Origin of the sequence: Rheinheimera sp. MM224, from assembly GCF_947090785.1 — a bacterium.
Classification (GTDB): domain Bacteria; phylum Pseudomonadota; class Gammaproteobacteria; order Enterobacterales; family Alteromonadaceae; genus Pararheinheimera.
Window position 1 is genome coordinate 3,387,750 of record NZ_OX352320.1, and the last position, 22,375, is coordinate 3,410,124.

Sequence of the window (22,375 nt, forward strand, 5' to 3'; positions counted from 1 at the left end):
CAGCTTAGATTAGAAGCTGTATTTAACGCCGATTTTCAAGCGCCATGCAGATTGTTCATCTTCCCATGTATCCCAGTTCTTTTTATCGTATGGAGTACGTGGGCTTTCATAAATGTAACGGCCTTCGCTATCTAAACCACCAAAATCAACGATGGTTTTATTTGTGAAGTTCTGGCGTAACACTTGTCCCTGACTGCTATCAATAAGGTTCAGCAGGTTCTCTATGTTGAAATACACAGTGCCCTTATGCTCAGCATAGAAACCAGGTATTTCTTGCTGATACTGGAAGTCCATGGTGTTGACCCAAGGTGAGTTACCAGCACCTTTAGGAGCGAAACCACCAGCGTAACCTTCAAGACCTGCGTGGCGGATATTCTCCATCAGGTCATCATAGCTGATGGTGCTTTCCGGACTGTAGTTTGGATCATCAGCGCCAGTTGGGATATATGGTAAATAAGCACTACCGCTACTGAACGTAGACTGGTCACCAAAATCAGTATCACGGGACATACCCATTACATAGCTGAAGTGACTAGATGAACGACGTTGGAAAAACAGGTTAAACTTAGAGGCATAACCAGCGAAAAACTCATGAGAATAGCCTAAAGCAATCTTAAAGCTATGTTCAATTTCGTAGTCAGCAGTACCCATTTCAGCCATATTTCTATCACGTACAATATTGTACTGATAGTTTGAAGTGGCCGTTGTTGACGTACCTGGGTTACCTTCTTCAATATCCTGATGAGTATAGCTAGTCTGCATGCTAATACCGTTATCCCAGGCTTTGTCCAAGGCTAAGGTGTAGATCCAGGCTTTACCGTCTACATCTTCATTGGTCAACATGATGTCATAGTGACCAGAAGGAGCTGTCGGATCACATGGCTCATACACATTGATGCCTGCAGCTGTTTGGCCTGAAACACAACGGGAGATGTCTATCCATTGGCTGTTGTCAGTCATCCATTTACGCATAACCTCTGCACTTAAGAAGAAGTTTTCGCCAAGCACCGGGACATCAAAACTGTAATCAACACCTACGCGTGCAATCCAATCTGAAGCGATCTTGTAATTTGGATCGATAGAGTTGGTGTTACCGTCGCCCGGGAACATTGCACCCAATACTGCGTCAGGTACATTTTTCACGTCTACGTTTTCAAGGTATTGCTCTTCAGTCAGAGAACGACTGTCGAATTGAACAAGTGTGTAACCATCGTTTGAGAAGGAGTTAGAAATCCATACGTTTGGCTTACCACCAGAGAAACGGCCAAGGCCAGCACGAAGACTTACATCTTCAGTCGCAGTCCATTTGATGTCAACACGAGGTAACAAAATGTCTAAACCGTCCAGGTTTTCCTGATTGGAATAACCATAACGATCAACAAAGTTTTCGTTTAATGTTGGTTCATCGCTCACAATGTAGCGTTCATAACGCAAACCGTAGGCAAGTTCGACAGTATCACTGATATACCAGTTGTCCTGAATATAAAGATTTGCCATACCCAAGCTGAAATCTGCTGCTGCATCGTTTGGTACGTTGGTATAGGCATTTTCATAGAAGAATTGAGTAGCAACCTGATTCTCAAAATCTTCGATGTTTTCAAATTTCCAAGTACCCAATGAGTTACGCACAAAGATGTTAAACACATCTAATTTGTCGTATTCACCACCAAACTTAATTTGGTGATCATCCAGCAGGTAGTTAAACTTTGCGCCGATCTTTAAGTCTGTATTGCTCAGTTGATTGGCATGACGGTTTGAGTCAGGACCAAAGTTCAGAGTACCAGTAGCGGTTTTAACATCGATGTCGCCGTACTCTTTAGTCAACAAACCTGAAATACTGTCTACAGTTTTGCGGCTAACATAAATTTCGCTGGATAAATCATCATTCCAGTCAGAAAACAGCGAAAAGCGATACAGATCCATATTTTGCTGATAGTCATACCAGTTAGTATCTAACTGCAGCGTAGCTGTACCATTACTCTGGTTACTGATTGAGTTACCTTCAGTTTTGTTGTAGGTAACAGCAACACGTTGAGTATCATTAATGTTCCAATCCAGCTTAATCAGGATATTTTCATCTTCGATATCAGGAGATGAACTCCAGCCGCCGATATCAATACCATAAACGTCCTGAGCTATCGCAGCAATTTGATTGTATTCTTCTAAAGTGACGTTGCTGTTATTCGCAGCACCTGCACCAGCAGGACCCCATTTAGCCTGAGTCGGCTCTTTAGAGCTTTCATAAGATGCGAAAAAGAACAGCTCGTCCTGAATAATTGCGCCACCTAAAGTGCCGGCGATAGTATCGCGTTCAAAATCCAGTTTTGTTTTTTCACCGTTGTATGGGCTTTTTGGTTTACCAGCCCATGAGTCGCTCATTTTTTCATAAGCCAGGGTGCCGTGTAATTCATTGGTACCAGACTTAGTTACTGTATTAATGCGACCACCAGAGAATCCACCCTGACTGGCATCAAAAGGAGCAACATCAACAGAAATTTGTTCTATGGCGTCAATCGAAATAGGTGAACGCTGAGTTGGGTAGCCACTACCATTCAAACCGAAATCATCGTTTACACCAACACCATCGATTGAAACGCTGTTAAATTTTGGGTTAGCACCAGCGATACTTAATGGAGCAGCAGTACCAGGTAACATTGTCGCGTATGGATTCATACGCGCAATTTCTTTAATATCGCGGTTAAAAGTTGGAGAGTTAGCAATATCTTCAGCACTGAAGTAGCTGCTGCTACCTGTGTTGCCACCACCTGCGATGACCGCACCAGTTACAGCTATACGTTCAACTTGTTCAGCTTCCAGCTTTGCACTCAGACGGTAAGCATCACCTAAAGACAGAAAAATACCATCATAGGTTTTAGAGCCTTCGCTGCTGGTAATAGTGATCTTATATGGACCACCAACACGCAAACCTGAGCTGGCAAAAGCACCTGAGTCATTAGTTGTTGTTGTGGAGGTTGTACCGCTTGGTACGTGCAGAATTTCAACTTTCGCATTAGGTATTTGTTGACCTGAGGCACTAGTGAGACTGCCGCGAATAGCTGAAGAGGTATCGTTCGCAAAAGCTGCATTGCTGACGCCTAAGGCCAGGGTAACAGCAATAGCTAGATGTTTTAGTTTCATATGGTTTTTCACCTGGTAGTTGTAAATTTTTATGTTTCAGCCAAGCTGAAAACTTCCTGCTTCCAATTTGGGCGACAACTATATCGAACTTTTATTACGTTTTTCTTACATCAGACCAGATTACCGTTGAACTAAGATCAACTTTGGTTGTCAGGTCCGATTTGTCACGCAAGTGTAACATATGAACTGTAAAAATCGTACATTTGCTGTGCTTAATCAACATCATTTTCAATTCAATACCGAACAACTTGTCTTTAAGTAAAATCACCGCTGAAACTGGGTTTTAACAAGGTTTCAGGATATGCTTACCACACTATTTAACTGGCTTAGCACTTATGAATTACATTTTTTCATCTATTTTAGTGACTTCTTTTTTTCTTTCAGCGGGATTGTTATGGCTAAAGAGCAAACTCTGACTGTTGCCACTTTTAACGTCAGCATGGAATCTGAAAACTATCTGGCAAAAGGTGTTGCCGGAGGCCCGCAGGTTTTGGGTACCCTGCTCGCTCAGGGAAATCATCCGCAAATTAAAAATATCGCCGCTATAGTGCAACAAACCCAACCCGACATTCTGTTGCTGAACGAATTTGATTACATCGAAGACCCGGCAGCAGGAGTGCAGCTGTTTATCAGAAATTACTTAAACAAAGCACAAAATGCTGATGGTAAAACCATCGATTACCCCTACTTTTATTTCAGCACGGTCAACACAGGCCAACCCAGCGGTTTTGATTTAGACAACGACGGCCAACTAACCAATAAAGGTTCAGATGCCTGGGGCTTTGGTCAGTATCCGGGTCAATACGGCATGATGTTGTTATCGAAGTACCCAATTAATACCAGCAAGGTCAGAACCTTCCAGCATTTTAAATGGAAAGATATGCCAGGCGCTTTGCAAACGACTAAAGCCGATGGTTCGCCCTGGTACAGTCCAGACGCCTGGCAGCTAATGCCCTTATCATCAAAAGCACATTGGGATGTGCCTGTACTGGTCAACAAAAAGCCTGTGCACATATTGATCAGCCACCCTACGCCACCAGTATTTGATGGAGAGGAAGACAGAAACGGTAAACGTAACCATGATGAAGTTCGATTCTGGACTGATTACTTAAACCCGGAAAAAGCCAGTTATATCTATGATGACAGGGGCCAAAAAGGCGGTCTGGCAGAAGATAAAACCTTTGTGATCCTTGGTGATTTAAATTCATCGCCAGTGGAAGGTAATGCCTACAAAGAAGGTATAGGTAATTTATTAATGCACCCAAGGGTGGATAGCAGCTTTACACCACAAAGTGCTGGTGGCAAAGCTCATAGTCCAGACAGCCCTTACGCAGCAACTCATACAGCAGGCTGGCGGATGAGAGCAGATTATGTTCTGCCATCTAAATCTGGTTTTAAAGTACTGTCCAGTGGTGTGTTCTGGCCAGCAGCAGGTCAGCCTTTTTATGAACTGGTGGCTGATCGTGCAGCAAGCTCCGATCACCGTCTGGTCTGGGTAAAACTGAAACTGACAGCTCAATAGGCGGTCAATAAAAAAACGGAGCTAATCAGCTCCGTTTTTTACTCTTAAGAGCAAGATTATTACTTTTGCTCTACCAAAGGCGCACTGTAAGCCAGTTCCATATCCCATGGCAGCTGGATCCAGGTGTCCTGCTCTATGTCAGTCACATAATGATCCACCAGCGGTTTACCCTGAGGCTTAGCATAGACTGTGACAAAACAAGCAGTAGGAAAATGCTCACGCAGCGCTTTGGCTGTTTCACCTGTGTCCACCAAATCGTCCACTATCAATAAACGTGGACTATCCGCTAAGGCGGCATCTTTCAGCACTTTTAATTCACGTTGCTGATCATGGTCGTAGCTGGAGACACAAATGCTGTCCACCACACGAATATCCAGCTCACGCGCCAGAATAGCAGCAGGCACTAAACCACCACGGCTGACCGCAACTATGCTGTCAAAATCGCGGTTCAATAAACCCTTAGCTAACTCTTTAGTTGCTCTGTGAAAGGCTTCCCATGACACATAAAACATTTTGTTGGTGGTCAGTGACATAACAGTTCCTTAAACCAGAGCTAAAGCGATTTCGACCATCTCGTTAAAGGAGGTCTGACGTAATTCCGCGCTTAAGGCTTCGCCGGTACGGATATGGTCGCTGACAGTCATAATAGCCAGCGCTTTAATGCCAAACTCTGCAGCTACACCATATAAACCAGCGGCTTCCATTTCAACACCCAAAACACCGTATTTTTCCAGACGGTCAAACAGAGTTGGATCCGGGTTGTAGAATAAATCAGAGGTAAATAAGTTACCTACTTTGACATCAATGTTTTTGGCGCGCGCTGCAGCTACTGCACGTTCCAGCAGACCATAATCCGCTAAAGCAGCAAAATCAAGATTGCCACCCAAGCGATTACGGTTCACATTTGAATCCGTGCTTGCGCCCATGGCGATCACCACATCACGTACTTTCACATCCAGTGGTAAACCGCCACAGGAGCCAATACGGATAATGTTTTTTACACCATAAAACTTCACCAGTTCAGTGGCATAAATCGACATGGACGGAATCCCCATGCCTGAGCCTAATACGCTGACTTTTTTACCCTGATAGGTACCGGTATAACCAAACATATTACGTACTGTGTTGACGCACTCAACATCCTGTAAAAAGGTGTCGGCAATATGTTTAGCGCGCAGCGGGTCGCCTGGCATTAATACGGTTTCTGCAAAAGCGCCTTCTGGCGCATTAATATGAGGAGTTGCCATGAGTTACTCTGAATTAAGAAGCTAAAAAGGATTGGCCATAAGGCATGGCCGCTAAATCAAAATAGTCGGCCAGAGTCTGGCCCATATCAGCGAAACTTGCTCTTTCGCCTAAATCTTTGGCAGCGCGGTTTTTACCATAAAACAGCACTGGTACATATTCACGGGTGTGTTCAGTTCCTACCCAGGTAGGGTCACAACCATGGTCCGCTGTTAACAGCAGCACGGCATCTCCATCCAGCGCAGCCATAATCTCCGGTAATCGGGTATCGAAATACTCCAGCGCTTCACCATAACCAATAGGGTCACGGCGATGGCCATAGTTCTGATCAAAGTCGACCAGATTGGTAAATACCAAACTACGTTCTGGCGCTATCGCCATTTCCGCCAGAGTTTTATCCACCAAAGCAGCTAAACCATTGGCTTTGACTTCTTTGCTGATACCCTGATGTGCATAAATATCAGCAATTTTACCAATGCTGATGACAGTGCCACCCGACTGGGTCAAGTTATCCAGCACTGTCGGCGCAGGAGGTAATACCGAATAATCTTTTCTGTTTCCAGTACGCGCATAGTTGCTTGCGTCAGTGCCAAGGAAAGGACGGGCAATAACACGGCCAATATTATAACTGTCTAACAGCTCACGGGCGATTTCACAAAACTGTAAAAGCTTTTCTAAACCAAAATGTTCTTCATGAGCTGCCACCTGAAACACGCTGTCAGCAGAGGTGTAGCAAATTGGTTTGCCGGTTTTGATGTGTTCATCACCCAGCTTTACCAGAATATCAGTGCCTGAGGCGTGGCAATTACCCAAAATACCCGGCACACCGGTGCGGCGTACTAATTCGTCAATCAGTTCAGCAGGAAAGCTGTTTTGTTTGTCGTGAAAATAGCCCCAGTCAAACAATACAGGCACACCGGCAATTTCCCAATGGCCACTTGGCGTATCTTTACCACTGGATAATTCACGGGCATGACCATAACTCCCAAGCAGTGTTGTACTGTCTTCGACTAATGCCATTTCACCACTGGCAGCAAAACCTGCTTTGACTAAACCTAAACTGGCCAGGTTAGGCAACTGCAATTGGCGGCCTTTGGCCTGAAAAAATGCTTTGCTGATGCTGGCAAAGGTATTGGCACCTACGTCACCGAACTTATCTGCATCGGGCGCACTGCCAATCCCAAAGCTATCCATTACTAAAATTACTGCCTTTGACATACTTACCTACCTATTACATCAACTCTCAGGATCTATAAAATGATCATGAGGTTCGGTAAAGCCAGCCACAAGTGGCAAAAATTAAAAAGGGCACGCAGCTTATGCAAAAACGTACCCTTTGGCAATCCCAACTTTTTACATTCTGCTAACTGATTTTGAATTTCCCTACTAAGCCAAACAAAGTATCAGACAACAAGCGGATTTCATTCGACAGACGATCATTATCTTTAGCTATGTCTCCGGCTGCACTGGCCTGATCATGCAGCGCATACAGATTTTTGGTTATTTCCTCAGACACCACAGCCTGCTCTTCGGTCGCAGCCGCAGTTTGTGTCGCCATATCATTCACTTTTATTGAAGATTGCTGCAATTCACGGAACACTTGTTCGGCTTGGGAAAAGCTACTGACGGTTAAATCCGCATTAGTTTTGCCGCTGCTGATGGCGGTTGCTGCTTCATTTACTCTGCTTTGCAGAGCCTGGATCATTTCCTGAATATGGTTAGTGCTTTGCTGGGTTCTGGAAGCTAAAGTACGAACTTCATCTGCTACTACGGCAAAACCACGGCCTTGTTCACCTGCTCTGGCAGCTTCAATAGCTGCATTTAATGCCAATAAATTAGTTTGTTCAGCTATGCCACGTATAACATCCAGCACTGAGGCGATGTTTTCGGAGCTGTTTTCCAACTCGCCGGAGCAGGCCAAAGCTTTATCTACATCTTTGGTTAAACTTGCCATACTTTGAGTCACACTGGTCACCACCACTAAACCACGCTCTGCACTCATTTTGGCTTCATCCGCCTCATGCGCCGAATCTGTCGCCACCTGCGCCATTTCTTTATTCGCTAAAGTCATTTCATGCACAGCACTGACAATAGAATCGGAAGCCACATTCAGTGAACGGGTAATGTCATTGGTTTTAATAGCAGATTCAGACAACACCTGAGTCAGCTTACTGAGCTGCGCAGCCTGCTGCAGCACGGATGCAATCAGTTGGCATAAGTTGGCAACAAAACCATTAAACTGCCCGGCTAAAGCCGCAAACTCGTCCTGTGAATTGGTATCCAGCCGTGCAGTTAAATCACCATCGCCTGAGGCAATCTCAGATAAGCGAGCTGTCAGCGCATTAATTTGAGTGGTCAGTGACTTAGGCACGCTGTAGCTAAACCAGCCTGCGATCAGCAGAATAATAGCTGTGATGCTGTAGGTGGTATTCTGGAAAAAACTGATTTCAGAAGTCAGCACTTGTTGCTCACTAACCGATTTATTCAGCGCCGCTTCACCGGCTTTATCCAATACATCACGAAGCGCCGCGAACTGAGTCTGCTCTTCGGCTATAACATCAGCCCCTGCAGTGCCGGCTTTACTGGCTTCAAGTAGTGTCTTCACACTTTGATACCACAACTGATAATCCTGCTCAAACCCGGAAAACTGCTGTTGCACATCAGGATAACTTTTTAAAAATTTCAGATAATCAGCAAAACGCTGTTTTACCTGCTGAGCATTGTCTTCGACTTCAGCTTCAAGCGCAGCGCTGTCACCTTGTTTACTCAGGTGCATGGTAGAAGCTAACTTCGCCTGATATAAATCACGGTCAGCATTTAAAACAACGGAGATAGCTTGCAGAAAATTGTCCGCCTGCACCGCCAAAGCGCTTTTTTGTAAGCCAGATAAATAGCTGAACATGGAGACAACAATCAATAAGGTGAAAGCCAGAATAAGCATAGGCAAACTGCTTTTAACTCTGATACTGTGCAAATTCATAATGAGTCCTTGGAAGGGTGTAATACTTTCCTAAGTATTGATAACAGAATGACTTTCCGCCAAATTTTAGAGAAAAATAGTTCAGAGTTACTGTAAAACTGCGACATGGTCCGGCGACTGAACTAAAACGACTACACAGCGTATATGCCAGCAGATAAATTGATGGAGTTTGGCAATGAAAACAGCAGTAATAACAGGAACAAGCCGACGTTTAGGTGCTTATCTGGCGGAAAAACTAAGTGCTGAAGGTTATCAGGTCTTTGGTCTCACCCGACAAATCAACCCAGAGCAGCACTATCTGACGCAAATAGCAGTAGATTATCAATCAGCAGATTCAGTGATGTCGGCTATTCGTCAGTTGCAGCAACAAAGCACCAACATAGACCTTTTGATCCACAACGCGTCTTTGTTTGAAAAAGATGAGTTACATACCGAAGATACTGTGGCTTTTTATCAGGCATTATTTGCTGTGCATATGCAGTTGCCTGCACTTTTAAACCAACAGCTTGCACCGCAAATCGCAAAAACTCAGGGCGGTGGTTTGATCGTACATATCACTGATATTTACAGTGAAAACCCAAACCCGGCATTTTCACTCTACTGCAGCACCAAAGCAGGGCTTGAGAATTTAATGAAGTCTGCAGCCAAAGCCTATGCTCCACTAATTCGGGTCAACAGCATTCAGCCAGGTCCTATTATGTTTTTACCGGAACATAGCGACAGCGAAAAGCAGCAGGTAATGCAACAAACCTTAATTGCGCAAGAAGCTGGTTTCGAGCCAATTTATCAGGGCGTCCGGTTTTTGATCGACAATAAATTTGTCACTGGCTTGAGCCTGAAAATAGATGGCGGCAGGTCGCTCGGAAAATAGCTGACAACCTAATTGAATTGGCGCTTGTTTACTGGCAGGGTCGAACACTTGTTGAACGTAAGATTCAGTCAGATCAGTTTTCCACGACTCTGACCACAACTCCAGATGGCAGATAATATCCAAATCACAGCTGCGATCTTTGATACTACGTTTTGGATCGCTTCTGTCACGTCCAAGCGACTCTTCAATATGGCAAAGCTGTGCTTTTAATTCAGTGGCAGTCAAGGTCGAGCTCAGCACCAGCACTGAATTAATAAACACACGATTAGACTCTACCAGTTGCGCCTGGGTATATACCCGCTGATATAGATACAAGGAACCAAAGTCTTGCACCAGCAAGCTTATCGCAGCCGCCACATGCTGTTCAGGCTGAATATTTGAGCCTATCGAAATCACATAATACATAAAACTCCTTGTGATTCAGCCTGCTGCTGTATCCGTCCGATGTGCTTTGCTTAACTGCACGCGCTGTCCTTGCCGGGCAAAACCAGCAAAATGCTGTTCTACCATCTGCTGATAATCTGGCCAGTGATCTTCATAACTCATTAAATAGGTTTTTTTACACAGCTCTGCCGGATACAAACTCAGCAGCGAGTGCACAGAGGCATGCACAGGGTTATATTCGGTTAACGTCACATCGTGGAAAATCAGCTCTGGGTTTAACTGCATCAGCAGTTGTGGTATGGCCACTGTATCGCCGGAGTAAAAAATGCTCTGGTTAATCATCAAACCGAAACAGACTTTACCAGGCGTGTGCGACACCCGATGCAACTGGTAATAGTTGCCAAACAGCTCAAACTCATCGTTTTGTAACAACACTAAATCAAAATAATCAGAAAGCTCATTTTCGCCTTCGCCATTTTTCGCCAGCACACCTTTTAAACACTGATGCCATAACTCGTCGTATAACTCATGGTGCAAAATCAGCTTGGCTTTTTTATGGTATTTGTAACGACCTTCGTTCGCCAGCCGCTCCAGACCAAACATATGATCGGCATGCACATGGGTAATAAACACAGCATCTATATCCTGCAGCTTTAAAGCTTGTGCCTGTAAAGCTGGTTTGATGGTGTAACCGCAGTCAATCAGCAAAGTACCTTCAGAGTTTGTCACCAATGCATTGTTATTAAACAAGGTATCGGATCCGGAATGACCACAACCGAGAATTAATAGTTCATTGGTATTGGACAACATCATTTATTTCTACCCAAAACAAAGTGCTTATATAGTACGGCTTTTGCTGCAGATTGTATCACCGCTTTAGCAGATCTTTTTACTGAAGCGGCTCTGACAACTTACTGTACCTTAGTGCTATAGCCTCATCAGGTTAAAGGGATCAAAATGGAAGCACTATAGCTTTGGCTTTTAAAGGACAATTCAGATGAAAACCTTGCCTTTTGTTTTATCTTCTTTCGCTTTCGCTCTGAGCAGCACGGCTTATGCGGCTTTGCCTGCATTAAAACTGAATTTAGACCAGACCACAGTATCGGGTTTATCCAGCGGTGGTTATATGGCTGCGCAGTTTCAGCTCTCTCATGCCGACTGGGTGAAAGGTGCAGCCATAGTGGCAGCTGGGCCAGTGTATTGTGCGCAGAATAATTTAATGACAGCTCTGGATCACTGTATTAATAAAGTGGGCAGCCCTATCCCTGTGGCTGACATCAACAAGCAGCTAAAAGACTGGTCGACGCAAGGGTTGCTGGCGTCTGAAGCAGAGATTAAACAAAGTAAAATCTGGTTATTGCACGGCACTGCCGATCAAAAGATCAGCAAAGAAGTGGCGGACGCGCTCCATCAGCAGTACCAAGAGTGGTTACCACCAGCACAACTGAGTTATGTGCAGGACAAAAACTTCGCTCACCATATGCCGACACTCAACGAAGGCAGCGCGTGCGCTAGCTCCGAAGCGCCGTTTTTAGGCAAATGTAGTTATGATGCGGCAGGTGAAGCGCTGAAGTTTATTCAAGCAAGTTTAAAGACCCCCGCCGATCACAGCAGCGGTACTGTTTATCCAATTGAGCAGCAAAAAATAGCAGGAGATCTGGCAGCCACTATGGCAGAACAAGGTTATGTGTATGTGCCCAAAAGTTGTGAGCAAGGCCAAAGCTGTACTTTGCATATCAGCTTTCATGGCTGTAACCAACATGCCGATGCGGTAGGCATGGCTTATGTCGAAAAAGCGGGCTTTAACCGTTATGCCGACAGCAACAACATAGTGGTGCTTTATCCGCAAACCCGCGCCTCAAATCTAATGCCAATGAACCCACAAGCCTGTTGGGACTGGTGGGGTTATACAGATGCCAATTATGCCAACCGTAAAGGTCAGCAAATTCAGGCGGTTGTAAAACTAGCTCAGTCTCTGGGCGCCAGGTAACTGCAGATGAAGCCCAGCTAAGGCTGGGCTTTTAACCACAAAGCCCGTTTTGCTAACTGTTCAGCACTCGCCTCTTTGTTTTCAGTCAAGGCCCAGCTCGGATCAGCAGTAAAAGTGACTTGAGTACTATAGGTTTTACCACGGCTGCTAAAACTCAGCTCTGCTGTATCCCCTACTTTGTAACAGGCCAGTGCTTTGTCCCACTGGGCTTTGGAACCAAGTTTATAACGCCCCAGTTTTAACAGCACATCGCCTTTCTCCACACCGGCCTGATACAAAGGCGTGCCAATCAGGGGATTGCTGTCTACTTTGAGTTGCTTGTCCTGCTCCAGCAAAGTCGCTGCAGTTAAAAATGCCTGTGTTGGCTTAGCTACTGCTAACTTCAGCCCCATAGCAGCAAATAAAGCTTCGAACTCTGGTAATTGCTGACCCTGGATATAACGGCTAAAGAAATTTTTGGCAAAATCCGGATTGGCTGTAAGCTCCGCCAACGCCTGCAGCAGATCTTGTTCCGCATAAGGACGCCCCACTTTACCAAACTCCTGCCACAGCTTTCGCATTAGCAGATCCAGACTTAAGCCTTCAAATTCAGTACGTAAGGTTAAATCCAGCGCCAGCCCCAGTACTTCACCATAGGTGTAATAAGAGATATAGCTATTGGCATAGTTGGTTGGGTCGACCGATACGGCAGCATCAACAAAAGGTGCCATCTCGCTCATACCTGTGGCAGGGAAAAACTGCCGGCCCGGTGAAAGTTTCACTTTGTTTACTGCAGCTACGGTTTTATCCAGATAAGTGGCTAAATCAAAATGGCCAGTCCGGCTTAACACCAGTTTGCCGTAGTAGTTGGTCACCCCTTCGGCAAACCATAAATTGCGGCTCATATTGGCGCGCTGAAAATCAAAAGGCTCTAAATCAGCCGGGCGCAGCCGTTCAACATTCCAGGCATGAAAAAACTCGTGTGATAAAGTTTCTATCTGGGCGTAATTTGCCTCTTTGAGTGAACGCTCATCGGTCAGGATCGTAGAGTTGCGATGCTCCATACCGTCACCATCCACATAAGGCAGATAGTCGGCAATAAACACATACTGGCCATAATCAAATTGAGGGTATTCGCCAAATATTTTCTGCTGCTCAGCCACTACAGCTTTGGCTTTTTCAGTGAAGGTATCCAGTTGTTGTTCAGTGCCCTGATGATGCAAAACCAAATGAATAGTGGCTTCAGAGTATTGATCAGCCACTTTCCAACTGCGGTTGCTATAAGCACTTAATTCAACCGGACTGTCCATCAGATACTGCAGATCGGGCGCTATGTAACTGCCATCCGTTTGTAACTGCAACTGAGTCGCAACTTTCCAGCGCGCATCGGGTAACTCAAAACGTAAAGAGGCGCTTTGCTGTGCATAATCATCAGCAAACAGCAAAGTAGCAGGCATATTTAAATGGGCGTGAGTACGGTCTATCTGGCTATAGGTGCCGTCCCCCCAATCGCCGTACAAACGGTAATTGATGATCACAGTGCCATCGTGCTGCCCTACCGACCACTGGCTTGGGTTAATACGCTGCACAGATAAAACTTTGCCTGTGCTATCTGTGGCTTTTAAATCGTAGATATTTTTAGCAAAGGCATGAGGCGCGTAACGGCCAGGGGAAGCGCTACTCATACTCAGCAATAAATTAGCTGAACTGACGCCTTCAAACCGCGCCTGAATAGCGGCTTCATGGTGCGCTGCGTTGTTAAACGACAACTGATAACTGACCGCTGGTTTAACCGGAGTTTCTGCCGCCAACAGGCTGAAACTAAACAAAGTGAATGAAGACAAGGCAAAAAGCAGGCGCACTACAACATCCTTTCTTAAAGTGTGAAGCTCTACCATAGAGCAATTGACGACGTACTCCAATCTGCATTAGTGCACTTCATCGCAAAAACAAAGCCATGCACAGAATTTCGCCTGCAAAGGCTGATAAAGCTGTGGTGCAGAGCTTGTGGCTGTTGAATAATAAAGCCTGATACAGCACAGAAGGAGCAATCAGGTGGTTCAGGCAGTTATTTTTGATATGGATGGGGTATTAATTGATTCTGAACCTTATTGGGCTGAAGCCGAGCAGCATGTGTTTCGCCAATTAGGCGTAAAGCTGGATCCGGCCATTACCTCACAAACCAGCGGCATGACGACCAGAGCTGTGACCGAACTCTGGTTTAAGCATTCGCCATGGCAGGATTTAACCATTGAACAAACCGAACAGGCCGTCATCGATTACGTTGCTTTGGCCGTGCTGGAACGTGGTGTGGTGAAAAAAGGTGCACTGGAGTTGTTGCAACAACTGCAAAGCTGGCAAATTCCGGTCGCACTAGCCACCAACTCACCAGGTTCTCTGATGAACACTGTGCTGGATAAACTACAAATTCGCCCGTACTTTCAGGCGCTTTGCTCTATCGAGCTAGTCACACAAGGTAAACCTAAACCAGAAATTTACCATTTAGCTGCCAGCAAGTTAGGTGTGGCTTCAGAACATTGTCTGGTATTTGAAGACTCAGTCACAGGTTTAACAGCAGCCAAAGCAGCAGGTATGAAAGTAGTAGCCCTGCCGGCTGAACATCACTGGCACAGGGCAGAATACGATCAGGCCGAAAGCCGCTTAAAGTGTTTTAGCGAAATTCATTCAGAGCATTTTCGGGCTTGGGGATTTGAGCTGAGGTAATTGGATTCAGGCTCCATCCTGCTGAATGACAGAAAACAAAAAGCCCGTCACAAGGACGGGCTGTTTGTTTTTTATGGTGCCCAGAGGCGGAATCGAACCACCGACACGCGGATTTTCAATCCGCTGCATAAATCAGATTAACCAGTTGATTTTATACGAATCTTACTGAAATCCCTTCCAAATAAATCTCCGATTAACTGCGCTGTAATACGCGCCAGTTCTGGAATCGCATCTGCGTTTTTGGAGCTGATAACAGGAGATTTGCCTATCGAATAAACCCATCAATCCGGGTCAGAAACGACAAAGCCGAGCGGCAAACTCGGCTTTGTTTGTGAACAGTCAATGAGCAGCGACTATCCAAAATCAGTTTGATATTAACTGAGGGGCACCCCTTTGTCTATCAAAAGTCTACTGCTCTTTGACCAGTTTCTACCCTAGCCACCCAACCCGTTGATTCACCGGATTGGGCAATGCTGTGGGTGGTAGGAGTTAGTGACGCCTGCGCAGCATTGAATTGTGCCTACAGGGGTAACCAGCAACAGGCATACGGAGATTTGTCGGATCGTCGGGAGCGCATATTGGTCTTTTTAGAGATCTTGCGTTGTTAAATTCGATCTGGCGCGAAATCTGGCTGGGTGGTAACGACAGAACGGCATGGCAACCGTTTACCAATAATTCGCGCAGTTTATAGACCCGTCGTTGGGGCTATTACCTGGATTAAAACCGTAGCGGCTCCGTGGGCATCAAATCCAGCACAGACAGCCATAGGATTAGTTTCCTAGGGTTTGTCTTTAGCTGAATTTTCCTTCGCTCACCTTTGAACATCTCACTTATAAGCAATAGTAAACAGCATTAACTAAAGGATCTGAAACAATGACCCAGCGAATACTGAAAAACACCGGAATAATAGCGCTGCATCTAAGCGAAATAGAGTTGATTTCGATAGACCGAGTTGCTCGATGTAATCGAGTATCAAGATCCGCTGCAGTACAGAATGCGATTCAAAACAGTCCATTACGAGCAATATTTTCAAAACATTTGGAAAAGCAGCTTAAAACAAAACTACAAGCACTCAGAGACGCTGCATGCCAACAAGATCTATTGAAATTACAGCAACTTTGCGATGATCTTATTGTTGTACCGCAAGAGATACTAATCAGGTTTAAAAACTACCAACAACCAGCACCCATGAAATTTATACCGCGAAAACATGATGGTATAACCAAAACAACAAGCGCTCGCTTAACACCAGAAGCGGTCGAAAGCCTTCAAGATATCTGCTGGCTCTCAGGGCTAACAATTACTGACGCTGTCATCAGGCTTGTTAAACACCGACATATACCCGATAGGCAAGTAACAAAAATACGATTGCTGTTACAGCATGCCATAAAAACACTCAGACAAATTAGTTCAGAAAGCTCGACTATCCATGAAATCGCAAAAGCTTGCGCCATTGAATTTGAACGCACTTATGGGAGGTTAAACAATGATTGTTAAACTTGTTGCAGCACCGTTTAAACGTGCTAAAGAAGCTCGCCGAATCGAACTTTTGATTCCTTATATTACAAATCCGGAGAAGTCGAACAGTCCGGACGACCACTCTTCGCCTAGCGTTGAGGAAACATGTAACTACTTCAGCGCAGTGAACTACTTTTGTAACCCAACTGACATTAACGCACTTTGCCAAGAAACCATTGATCTGGCAGAGCAAAAACATTCAAATGCAGTGGACGTAATCAATCACTTAATCCTAACATGTGACGAACTTCGGAACGCTACTAATCAAGACATCGATTTTGTAGTCAACGCCCTGATAACAAAACTCAATTTACTTGATTGCCAATATTTGTATGGACGTCACGATGACTCAGAATCTACACACATTCATCTTATGATCAACAGAGTAAATCCAGCGACTTACCAAACTCACTGTATTAATAACTACCCCGCGTTAAAGAGCAAGCAGAAGACTTCTAAACTACATAAACATAAATCAAAGGTCAGTTCTAATAAACCCACCAAGCCAACTTACACGGAAATTGAATTAAAAACTGGTTTTGAAAATACGGAAACGACCCTCAGTACAATTATTGCGCCTATTGTGGACTCTTCTAGAACATGGGGCTATCTGCATCTGCAACTTCGTGAACTGGGCATGTCACTTTCGAAAACTAGGTGTGGGTTTGTAATTACTGCGGGCAGCCATTGCTTAAAAACAGAAATCATTAATCAGCGTTTTTCTAAGGAAAATCTTGAATCAAGATTTGGAACCTTCGTTAAACAATTAACGCCAATAACCACACAATTCAATTTAGAACTTCCAGAAACACCTATTCAGTTGATCACTGATGACAAGCTGAGGAGAGTTGTTTTTCAGATTTATTTGCAAGAGCGGGAAGCTTTTTTTAACCTAAAAGCGTTTCTAGACAAAAGTGACTCTGAAGCATACGAAAAAGAAATTGAAGACTACAAAATCGTTATTAATTCGAAACTTAAGCAGCTTGTCTCAGTAAGCAAGTCGAGTGGCGATGAAATTGCAAAAAATCTGAGCGAACAACTAGAATTTTATAAAATCGAACGCCAAGCTTATTGGCAAAAAAATTCAATTAAACTGTCATCGGTACAAGCTCACCACTTCGACAAATGGTGTGCTAAACGAAACATAGATTTTAAGCTATTTTATCAACTCTCTGCGAAGAAAAACTTGGACGAACAACGATTGAAAATACGGCTAGATCGAGCCAAAGAAACCCCTCTTGATAGAATAGACTATGACTTGTCAATTTTGCCCGCTCCAGAACCAGAGGTTTTATTTGGGTGGATTAATTCCAAAGTTGGTTAACCCACAGTTTTATATAAAGCTGTCTCCATGCAGATATAACTGCACTACTCACAATCACGACTGGCTTTCAATCGAACATTTTTAGTAACCAAGCGTGATTTACTCTGACAGTCATCTGAGAGTGAGAAGCCGTTTTTCAAAACTGGGGATATTGAAAAAACAAATGTCGGCTTTGCCTTATTTGCAGACATTCGATTTTTTGAGGACTGATGAGCGTATTGATCACTGCTATGGACGAATCCATCAATTTATAAGATCGAACGTTAAGATAACAACGTCTGGTTCAGTTCAAAGATAGCTTCAACTGTGCTTACAGTTGAAGCTCTGTAACATTAACTTGAAAAGTACAAATCAATTAAAACCTCTCTTCAACTTTCAACTGAATTTCCCACGAGTTCACATCTTTTGCTCCACCCACAGGTTTTGACAAATCAACATGAATGACATGATTATTGCTTGAGCGTGAGGAGTAAAAACGAGCGCCAATACCGACAGAACCAATCCACTGATCTGTGAAGTTTTCAGCCAGTAAATCGGCCTTAGAACGGAAGCCGTTCAGCTCGGCATTTTGTTCGATATCGCCACCACTGGCTCGCCCAGCATCTGCGAACGCCACAAATCCCAAATCGAGGAGTTGGTAGATGTTAATCTGTGGATACCAGCGAAGCTCTGCTGTACTTAACCAGCGCTGAGTGCCTTGCTGGTATTGAACAGGATAGCCACGCAACCCTGTTTCACCACCCAAATCAAGAGGTTGATCCAGGTAGTTGCGGCTGCGTTGATCGTATTGAAGTTTAGTGTAAAAGGTAAACTCTTTACTCAGACGATAAAAGTCCTCGGCTTTTGCTGAGGCGATGATCTGATCACCGCCGCGTACACCTAACATGGCATCCAGTTGCAGTGCGAGCAGTGTTAGGTGTTCTGAATCTCCAAAGCCTTTTTCAGAGAGCCAATGTGCTTGATAGCCAAGTGTCTCATCGTTTGCCAAATCAGATGTTTGGACACCAATCCTTGCCTGATGGTGCCAGCCTAAATTGATATCCTCACTGTGATTAATCAGATAAACATCAGACAGCACCTGGTATTTATGTTCTTTGTAGTCGAGACCTATCCAGGGGTACTGGTAACTCCTGTCCTCTGGTAAAGCCAACGAAGGTTGAAACAGGTCGTCTGTAAACTGCCATTGCTGCGAACTATAACCTGCCAATAGCCTTAAACTGGTACGCTCCCGATAATCCAGAAGCCAACCCGTTTGAAGATCAATCTCTTTTTGCAGGGTAATGAATCGGTTCTCAAGATCACCATTGTGATAAATTTGGTCTAGTCTTTCATCGCTGAGCCAGCCTGCTTTATACATCCGCTCTGTACTATCCTGATAAAAGGGCTTTTCAAGCTGGAACTGAGTTCGACGGCCATCGTTATTCTCTGTCCATTCAAGATCGACATAGCTGTGATCCAGTTCAGGATACCCGAGCAAAGACAACGGACTCGATACTTTAAATTCATAGCCCTGGCGTAAATAATCGGATTGATATTTTACGGAAGTACGAACTCCATACCCCAAGAAATTATCTTCTTTAAAACCAAAAGAGTATTTATTTTTGCCACTGGTGCGGCCCAGTCCAAGGTTGGGTAGCAAGCTCCAGTTATCCCAGGTTTCTACTTTCACGCTTTTACTGCCATCAGGATGACAAGGCTCAACCACACTAACTCGCGCATCACGTACATAGGATTTCTCACGCAGTAGACGCTCCGCTTCTGCTAAATCATCCGTCGTGACTTGTTCACCAGGTTTAATACTTAACTCTTTTCGCAGTGCAGATTCTTTACTATTGATATGTAGCCAGTTGGCAAAGTGGTGCAACCAAATCGTATCGGGTGCGTTTTCATCAAAAATAGGATTGGAGACAATTTCAATCGAATGCACCTGAAAAGGTGGTCCAGCAAGTTCCGCCGCTCCGGTCTTCTCATCCGCAGACTTTTCCGCTCCGGAGTCTTTTTTAACAAACTCACATAAGTGTTCAAAGGTGACTTCCTGAGCCTGTGCTGCGTTACCGGCTAACGCGGCCAGTAAAGCGAGACAAAGCCGACTTAAATTATGCATACCAACTCCACTGGCACCAGGCCTGTAATGGACACCTAGGGATTAGCAAGAACGGAACATATCTTTGCTTGCTTGATACAAACTGGTTTTGATTTGAAACATCCCGAGTAAGCTATGAAATACGTTGTCGTGACTGAAACTATCCTGCTGTTTGGACGCGACACATTCAGGCGTCAGTTTCGCAGAGGATGCATAAGGCTCAGACATCCACCAAAGCAGCGGAACCTGAGTTTGCGCTTTAGGTGCCATCCAATAAGGTAAGCCGTGCAAGTAGATGCCATTTTCACCTAAAGATTCACCATGGTCAGAGACGTAAAACATGGCGGTCTGGTAGTTCTTTTGGCTGTTAAGGCGCGCAATCACGGCGGCTAACAAATGGTCTGTCGCGACGATACTGTTGTCATAGGCATTGACGATGTCTGAAGGGGCACAGAGCTGAAGTTGCTTATCAGTGCATTCCGGTAAAAAGGCTTTGTCTTTAGCGCTGCTGCGTTTGAAATACTCAGGACCGTGACTTCCCAACTGATGTAATACAATCAACTTATCGGACGATTGCGGTGTTTTCAGTTGCTGCTCCAATGCATCCAACAGCACTTGATCCAGACATTGTCCTTCCTGGCACAGTGGATTTTGCTGCTGCTCAAATACAAACTGAGTTGGAACCCTATCGCATACCCCTTTACAGCCCGAGTTATTGTCCAGCCAGCTCACGTCGATACCAGCGTATTGCAGAATATCCAGCACATTGCTGCTGTTTTTAGCCTGTGACTCTTTATAGAGATCTCTGCCCATATTGGAAAACATACAAGGCACAGAATGTGCTGTAGCAGTGCCGCATGAACTTACGTTAGTAAAACTGTAGACAGGTAAATGACTGAGTTGCGGATTGGTTGAGCGAGTGTAGCCGTTGAGCTGAAAGTGATCGGCCCTGGCTGTTTCTCCCAATACCATCACGATAAGACGTGGCTTCTCTGTTCTCACGGACAAAGGCTGCATTGCATCCTGCCCCAACTGCATAAATTGAGTCGGGAATTGTTTTTTGACCAAATCGGATGACAACGATACCGCTGCGGCCACAGGACTGACAGGTAAAGCAAAATGCTTTATTTCTCTGTAGTTACGAAAGAAAGGCGCGAGTTCGGAGTAGCCAGAAGCGACCAGGCTAAACAGGCTCAGCGTCACTAAAACCAGCGCAAGCAGCCAATGCCGGAAAAATTGTTTCAGAGGCAATGCACGAACCTTCATAAGACCAATGCAAAGCAAAGGGAACAGCATGACGCCAATCACTTGCCATACCATGCCAATGGTTAATACTCCGGCCGCTTCAGCAGCGTCAGTTTCTACGGCGTTTTGCAGCATGGATTTATCGACAACAATGCCAAAACTATCGATGAAGTAATAACTAAAAGCACCGATGGCAAACAGTGCCACCACAACAGGCTTTTGTAGACGATGAAAACTAAAAATCACCAGAAGCAGCAGGTTTAGTAAAAACAATATCGCCATTAAGTTCAGCTGCAAACTATATTGTCCTGGAACTTTGGCCTGTACCGCAGCCAAAAAAGGACCATTGAGCAGTAACGTCATGCCAAGAGCAGAGATCAAAGCAAACCACAGCGGATGCCATACCCGCTCCTGTCCTGTACTCAAAACTGAAGACGTTGCTTTTGATTGCGATAAAATAGCCTCAAACATCAGGGGACTCCATAGAAGTAGCAAAGAGTACAGGTTTGGATTGTTCCAACGGCAGGTCCGCAGAGGTAGTCCGTTTAGAAGTGAAAGCTGGCTCTGATTTGAATGACAGTTCAGAGGCGCGAGCATGCTGAAATAAACCATACAGCACAGTCGACACAGTCCAGCATACCGCCGCTGTGGCGATATCGTGTGAAAGGAAATGAGCACCGCGCAGTTGCTGCACAAAGCCGAGTAACAGGCCGAGTGTTAAGCCAATTACTATGCCTCGCAGCGCTAGATGTGGTTTCAGCTCTCGCCAATAGTAATAGAGTGCTAGCCACGCAAACCCTATGCTGGCATGTCCGGCTGGGAAACATTGGTTGGGAGACATCGTCTCAGGGCGAGTATCAAACAATCCCCAAAATTCGCTGTGGCCACCAAATTGCAGCAAATCCCATGGACATTCCATAGGTAGCAACCGTTTGAGCACGGCTACAGATGCAAAGCTCATCATCAAACTAAGTAACAACACACCTAAAGCACGTTGGTTCTTGCTACTTTCGCGTATAGCAACATGCCGCCATGCCCAGTACCCGAGTAAACCCAAGACAAGGATTTCATTGATGGCTCTGACTGAGTTATGTAGTAGAGTTTCTGTCAGCCAATGATGCTGTAAAGCCCAGGTTCCGCCTTGCCAATCAAACAGCAAGGAGGCCAAACCAAAATCGAATGAAGTGCCATAAGCCAGAATAAAAAGCGCAGATGCCCCAGCGATAGGCGCAATCAGATGGGTGAATAGGCTGGGTCGTATTGGTTCCGCCACTGCAAACCTGCTTTCAATACAATTGGGTAAGTATGGCTAGACTAACGGGTGAAACTTAAGAGAGACTTAAGTCTGAAAATAATTTATCAATTCATTCGG

17 protein-coding genes are annotated in these 22,375 nt (G+C 44.9%); 6 read left to right on the top strand and 11 right to left on the bottom strand.

Translation table 11 applies throughout. The features are described 5' to 3' along the window. Positions 1–9: 9 nt before the first annotated feature. Positions 10–3,138 (bottom strand): TonB-dependent receptor domain-containing protein, encoded by a 3,129-nt coding sequence (locus OM978_RS15995; RefSeq protein ID WP_264343268.1) that lies wholly within the window; start codon positions 3,136–3,138, stop codon positions 10–12. Between the two features lie 394 nt (positions 3,139–3,532). Here OM978_RS15995 and OM978_RS16000 point away from each other — a divergent pair, with 394 nt between their 5' ends. Continuing rightward, on the top strand, positions 3,533–4,660 hold the full coding sequence (locus OM978_RS16000) for an endonuclease/exonuclease/phosphatase family protein (protein ID WP_264343269.1): 1,128 nt from the start codon (positions 3,533–3,535) through the stop codon (positions 4,658–4,660). A 59-nt stretch (positions 4,661–4,719) separates the two neighbouring features. On the opposite strand, the gene gpt is transcribed toward OM978_RS16000, so the two are convergent. The 4 genes from gpt to OM978_RS16020 form a co-directional block, all read right to left on the bottom strand. After that, entirely contained in the window at positions 4,720–5,193 is a 474-nt protein-coding gene (gene gpt, locus OM978_RS16005; protein ID WP_319633879.1) for a xanthine phosphoribosyltransferase, read from the bottom strand. 9 nt (positions 5,194–5,202) lie between these two features. Then, positions 5,203–5,907, bottom strand: a complete 705-nt coding sequence (deoD, locus tag OM978_RS16010; protein ID WP_233010793.1) for a purine-nucleoside phosphorylase — start codon at positions 5,905–5,907, stop codon at positions 5,203–5,205. Positions 5,908–5,920: 13 nt separating this feature from the next. Next, a complete protein-coding gene (locus OM978_RS16015; protein WP_264343270.1) occupies positions 5,921–7,123 on the bottom strand; it encodes a phosphopentomutase in 1,203 nt (400 codons plus the stop codon). Between the two features lie 145 nt (positions 7,124–7,268). Then, complete coding sequence (locus OM978_RS16020) at positions 7,269–8,885, bottom strand: methyl-accepting chemotaxis protein (RefSeq protein WP_264343271.1); 1,617 nt, start codon at positions 8,883–8,885, stop codon at positions 7,269–7,271. Between the two features lie 175 nt (positions 8,886–9,060). On the opposite strand from OM978_RS16020, the gene OM978_RS16025 reads away from it, so the two are divergent. After that, positions 9,061–9,756 carry an SDR family NAD(P)-dependent oxidoreductase gene (locus OM978_RS16025; RefSeq protein WP_264343272.1) on the top strand — a complete coding sequence of 232 codons (696 nt, stop codon included), beginning with the start codon at positions 9,061–9,063 and terminating at the stop codon, positions 9,754–9,756. Here OM978_RS16025 and OM978_RS16030 read toward each other — a convergent pair. Then, positions 9,637–10,161, bottom strand: a complete 525-nt coding sequence (locus tag OM978_RS16030) for a 2-amino-4-hydroxy-6-hydroxymethyldihydropteridine diphosphokinase (protein WP_264343274.1) — start codon at positions 10,159–10,161, stop codon at positions 9,637–9,639. The genes OM978_RS16025 and OM978_RS16030 overlap by 120 nt on opposite strands. Positions 10,162–10,176: 15 nt before the next feature. Continuing rightward, positions 10,177–10,953 carry an MBL fold metallo-hydrolase gene (locus tag OM978_RS16035; protein WP_264343276.1) on the bottom strand — a complete coding sequence of 259 codons (777 nt, stop codon included), beginning with the start codon at positions 10,951–10,953 and terminating at the stop codon, positions 10,177–10,179. Between the two features lie 184 nt (positions 10,954–11,137). Here OM978_RS16035 and OM978_RS16040 point away from each other — a divergent pair, with 184 nt between their 5' ends. Continuing rightward, entirely contained in the window at positions 11,138–12,130 is a 993-nt protein-coding gene (locus OM978_RS16040; RefSeq protein WP_264343278.1) for a PHB depolymerase family esterase, read from the top strand. A 17-nt stretch (positions 12,131–12,147) separates the two neighbouring features. Here OM978_RS16040 and OM978_RS16045 read toward each other — a convergent pair whose 3' ends face one another. Next, complete coding sequence (locus OM978_RS16045; protein ID WP_264343279.1) at positions 12,148–13,971, bottom strand: M61 family metallopeptidase; 1,824 nt, start codon at positions 13,969–13,971, stop codon at positions 12,148–12,150. A gap of 193 nt (positions 13,972–14,164) precedes the next feature. On the opposite strand from OM978_RS16045, the gene hxpB reads away from it, so the two are divergent. From hxpB to OM978_RS16060, 3 genes are all read left to right on the top strand, one after another. After that, positions 14,165–14,833 (top strand): hexitol phosphatase HxpB, encoded by a 669-nt coding sequence (hxpB, locus tag OM978_RS16050; protein ID WP_264343280.1) that lies wholly within the window; start codon positions 14,165–14,167, stop codon positions 14,831–14,833. A gap of 873 nt (positions 14,834–15,706) precedes the next feature. Next, positions 15,707–16,330: a hypothetical protein gene (locus tag OM978_RS16055; protein WP_264343281.1), complete on the top strand. Its 624-nt coding sequence runs from the start codon at positions 15,707–15,709 to the stop codon at positions 16,328–16,330. Further along, positions 16,320–17,675, top strand: a complete 1,356-nt coding sequence (locus OM978_RS16060) for a relaxase/mobilization nuclease domain-containing protein (RefSeq protein ID WP_264343282.1) — start codon at positions 16,320–16,322, stop codon at positions 17,673–17,675. Before OM978_RS16055 ends, OM978_RS16060 begins: the two co-directional genes overlap by 11 nt. 355 nt (positions 17,676–18,030) lie before the next feature. Here the strand turns inward: OM978_RS16060 and OM978_RS16065 are convergent, their stop codons facing one another. Genes OM978_RS16065 through OM978_RS16075 form a run of 3 tightly spaced genes read right to left on the bottom strand, consistent with a single transcriptional unit; the run spans position 18,031 to position 22,276 of the window. Beyond that, positions 18,031–19,779, bottom strand: coding sequence for a hypothetical protein (locus OM978_RS16065; protein WP_264343284.1), 1,749 nt, complete (start codon positions 19,777–19,779; stop codon positions 18,031–18,033). 42 nt (positions 19,780–19,821) lie between these two features. After that, the gene (locus OM978_RS16070; protein WP_264343285.1) at positions 19,822–21,474 is read right to left on the bottom strand and encodes a phosphoethanolamine transferase; all 1,653 of its coding nucleotides are present in this window, start codon (positions 21,472–21,474) and stop codon (positions 19,822–19,824) included. After that, a complete protein-coding gene (locus tag OM978_RS16075; protein WP_264343287.1) occupies positions 21,467–22,276 on the bottom strand; it encodes a phosphatase PAP2 family protein in 810 nt (269 codons plus the stop codon). Before OM978_RS16075 ends, OM978_RS16070 begins: the two co-directional genes overlap by 8 nt. Positions 22,277–22,375: the final 99 nt, after the last annotated feature.

What these genes read in the sequence shown, in the direction of transcription:
- OM978_RS16025 (WP_264343272.1), top strand. Translation starts at nt 9,061, where the DNA reads ATGAAAACAGCAGTAATAACAGGAACAAGCCGACGTTTAGGTGCTTAT.
- OM978_RS16030 (WP_264343274.1), bottom strand. Translation starts at nt 10,161, where the DNA reads ATGTATTATGTGATTTCGATAGGCTCAAATATTCAGCCTGAACAGCAT.
- OM978_RS16015 (WP_264343270.1), bottom strand. Translation starts at nt 7,123, where the DNA reads ATGTCAAAGGCAGTAATTTTAGTAATGGATAGCTTTGGGATTGGCAGT.
- OM978_RS16035 (WP_264343276.1), bottom strand. Translation starts at nt 10,953, where the DNA reads ATGATGTTGTCCAATACCAATGAACTATTAATTCTCGGTTGTGGTCAT.
- OM978_RS16040 (WP_264343278.1), top strand. Translation starts at nt 11,138, where the DNA reads ATGAAAACCTTGCCTTTTGTTTTATCTTCTTTCGCTTTCGCTCTGAGC.
- OM978_RS16000 (WP_264343269.1), top strand. Translation starts at nt 3,533, where the DNA reads ATGGCTAAAGAGCAAACTCTGACTGTTGCCACTTTTAACGTCAGCATG.
- OM978_RS16055 (WP_264343281.1), top strand. Translation starts at nt 15,707, where the DNA reads ATGACCCAGCGAATACTGAAAAACACCGGAATAATAGCGCTGCATCTA.
- gpt (WP_319633879.1), bottom strand. Translation starts at nt 5,193, where the DNA reads ATGTCACTGACCACCAACAAAATGTTTTATGTGTCATGGGAAGCCTTT.
- OM978_RS16060 (WP_264343282.1), top strand. Translation starts at nt 16,320, where the DNA reads ATGATTGTTAAACTTGTTGCAGCACCGTTTAAACGTGCTAAAGAAGCT.
- deoD (WP_233010793.1), bottom strand. Translation starts at nt 5,907, where the DNA reads ATGGCAACTCCTCATATTAATGCGCCAGAAGGCGCTTTTGCAGAAACC.
- OM978_RS16065 (WP_264343284.1), bottom strand. Translation starts at nt 19,779, where the DNA reads ATGCATAATTTAAGTCGGCTTTGTCTCGCTTTACTGGCCGCGTTAGCC.
- OM978_RS15995 (WP_264343268.1), bottom strand. Translation starts at nt 3,138, where the DNA reads ATGAAACTAAAACATCTAGCTATTGCTGTTACCCTGGCCTTAGGCGTC.
- OM978_RS16070 (WP_264343285.1), bottom strand. Translation starts at nt 21,474, where the DNA reads ATGTTTGAGGCTATTTTATCGCAATCAAAAGCAACGTCTTCAGTTTTG.
- OM978_RS16020 (WP_264343271.1), bottom strand. Translation starts at nt 8,885, where the DNA reads ATGAATTTGCACAGTATCAGAGTTAAAAGCAGTTTGCCTATGCTTATT.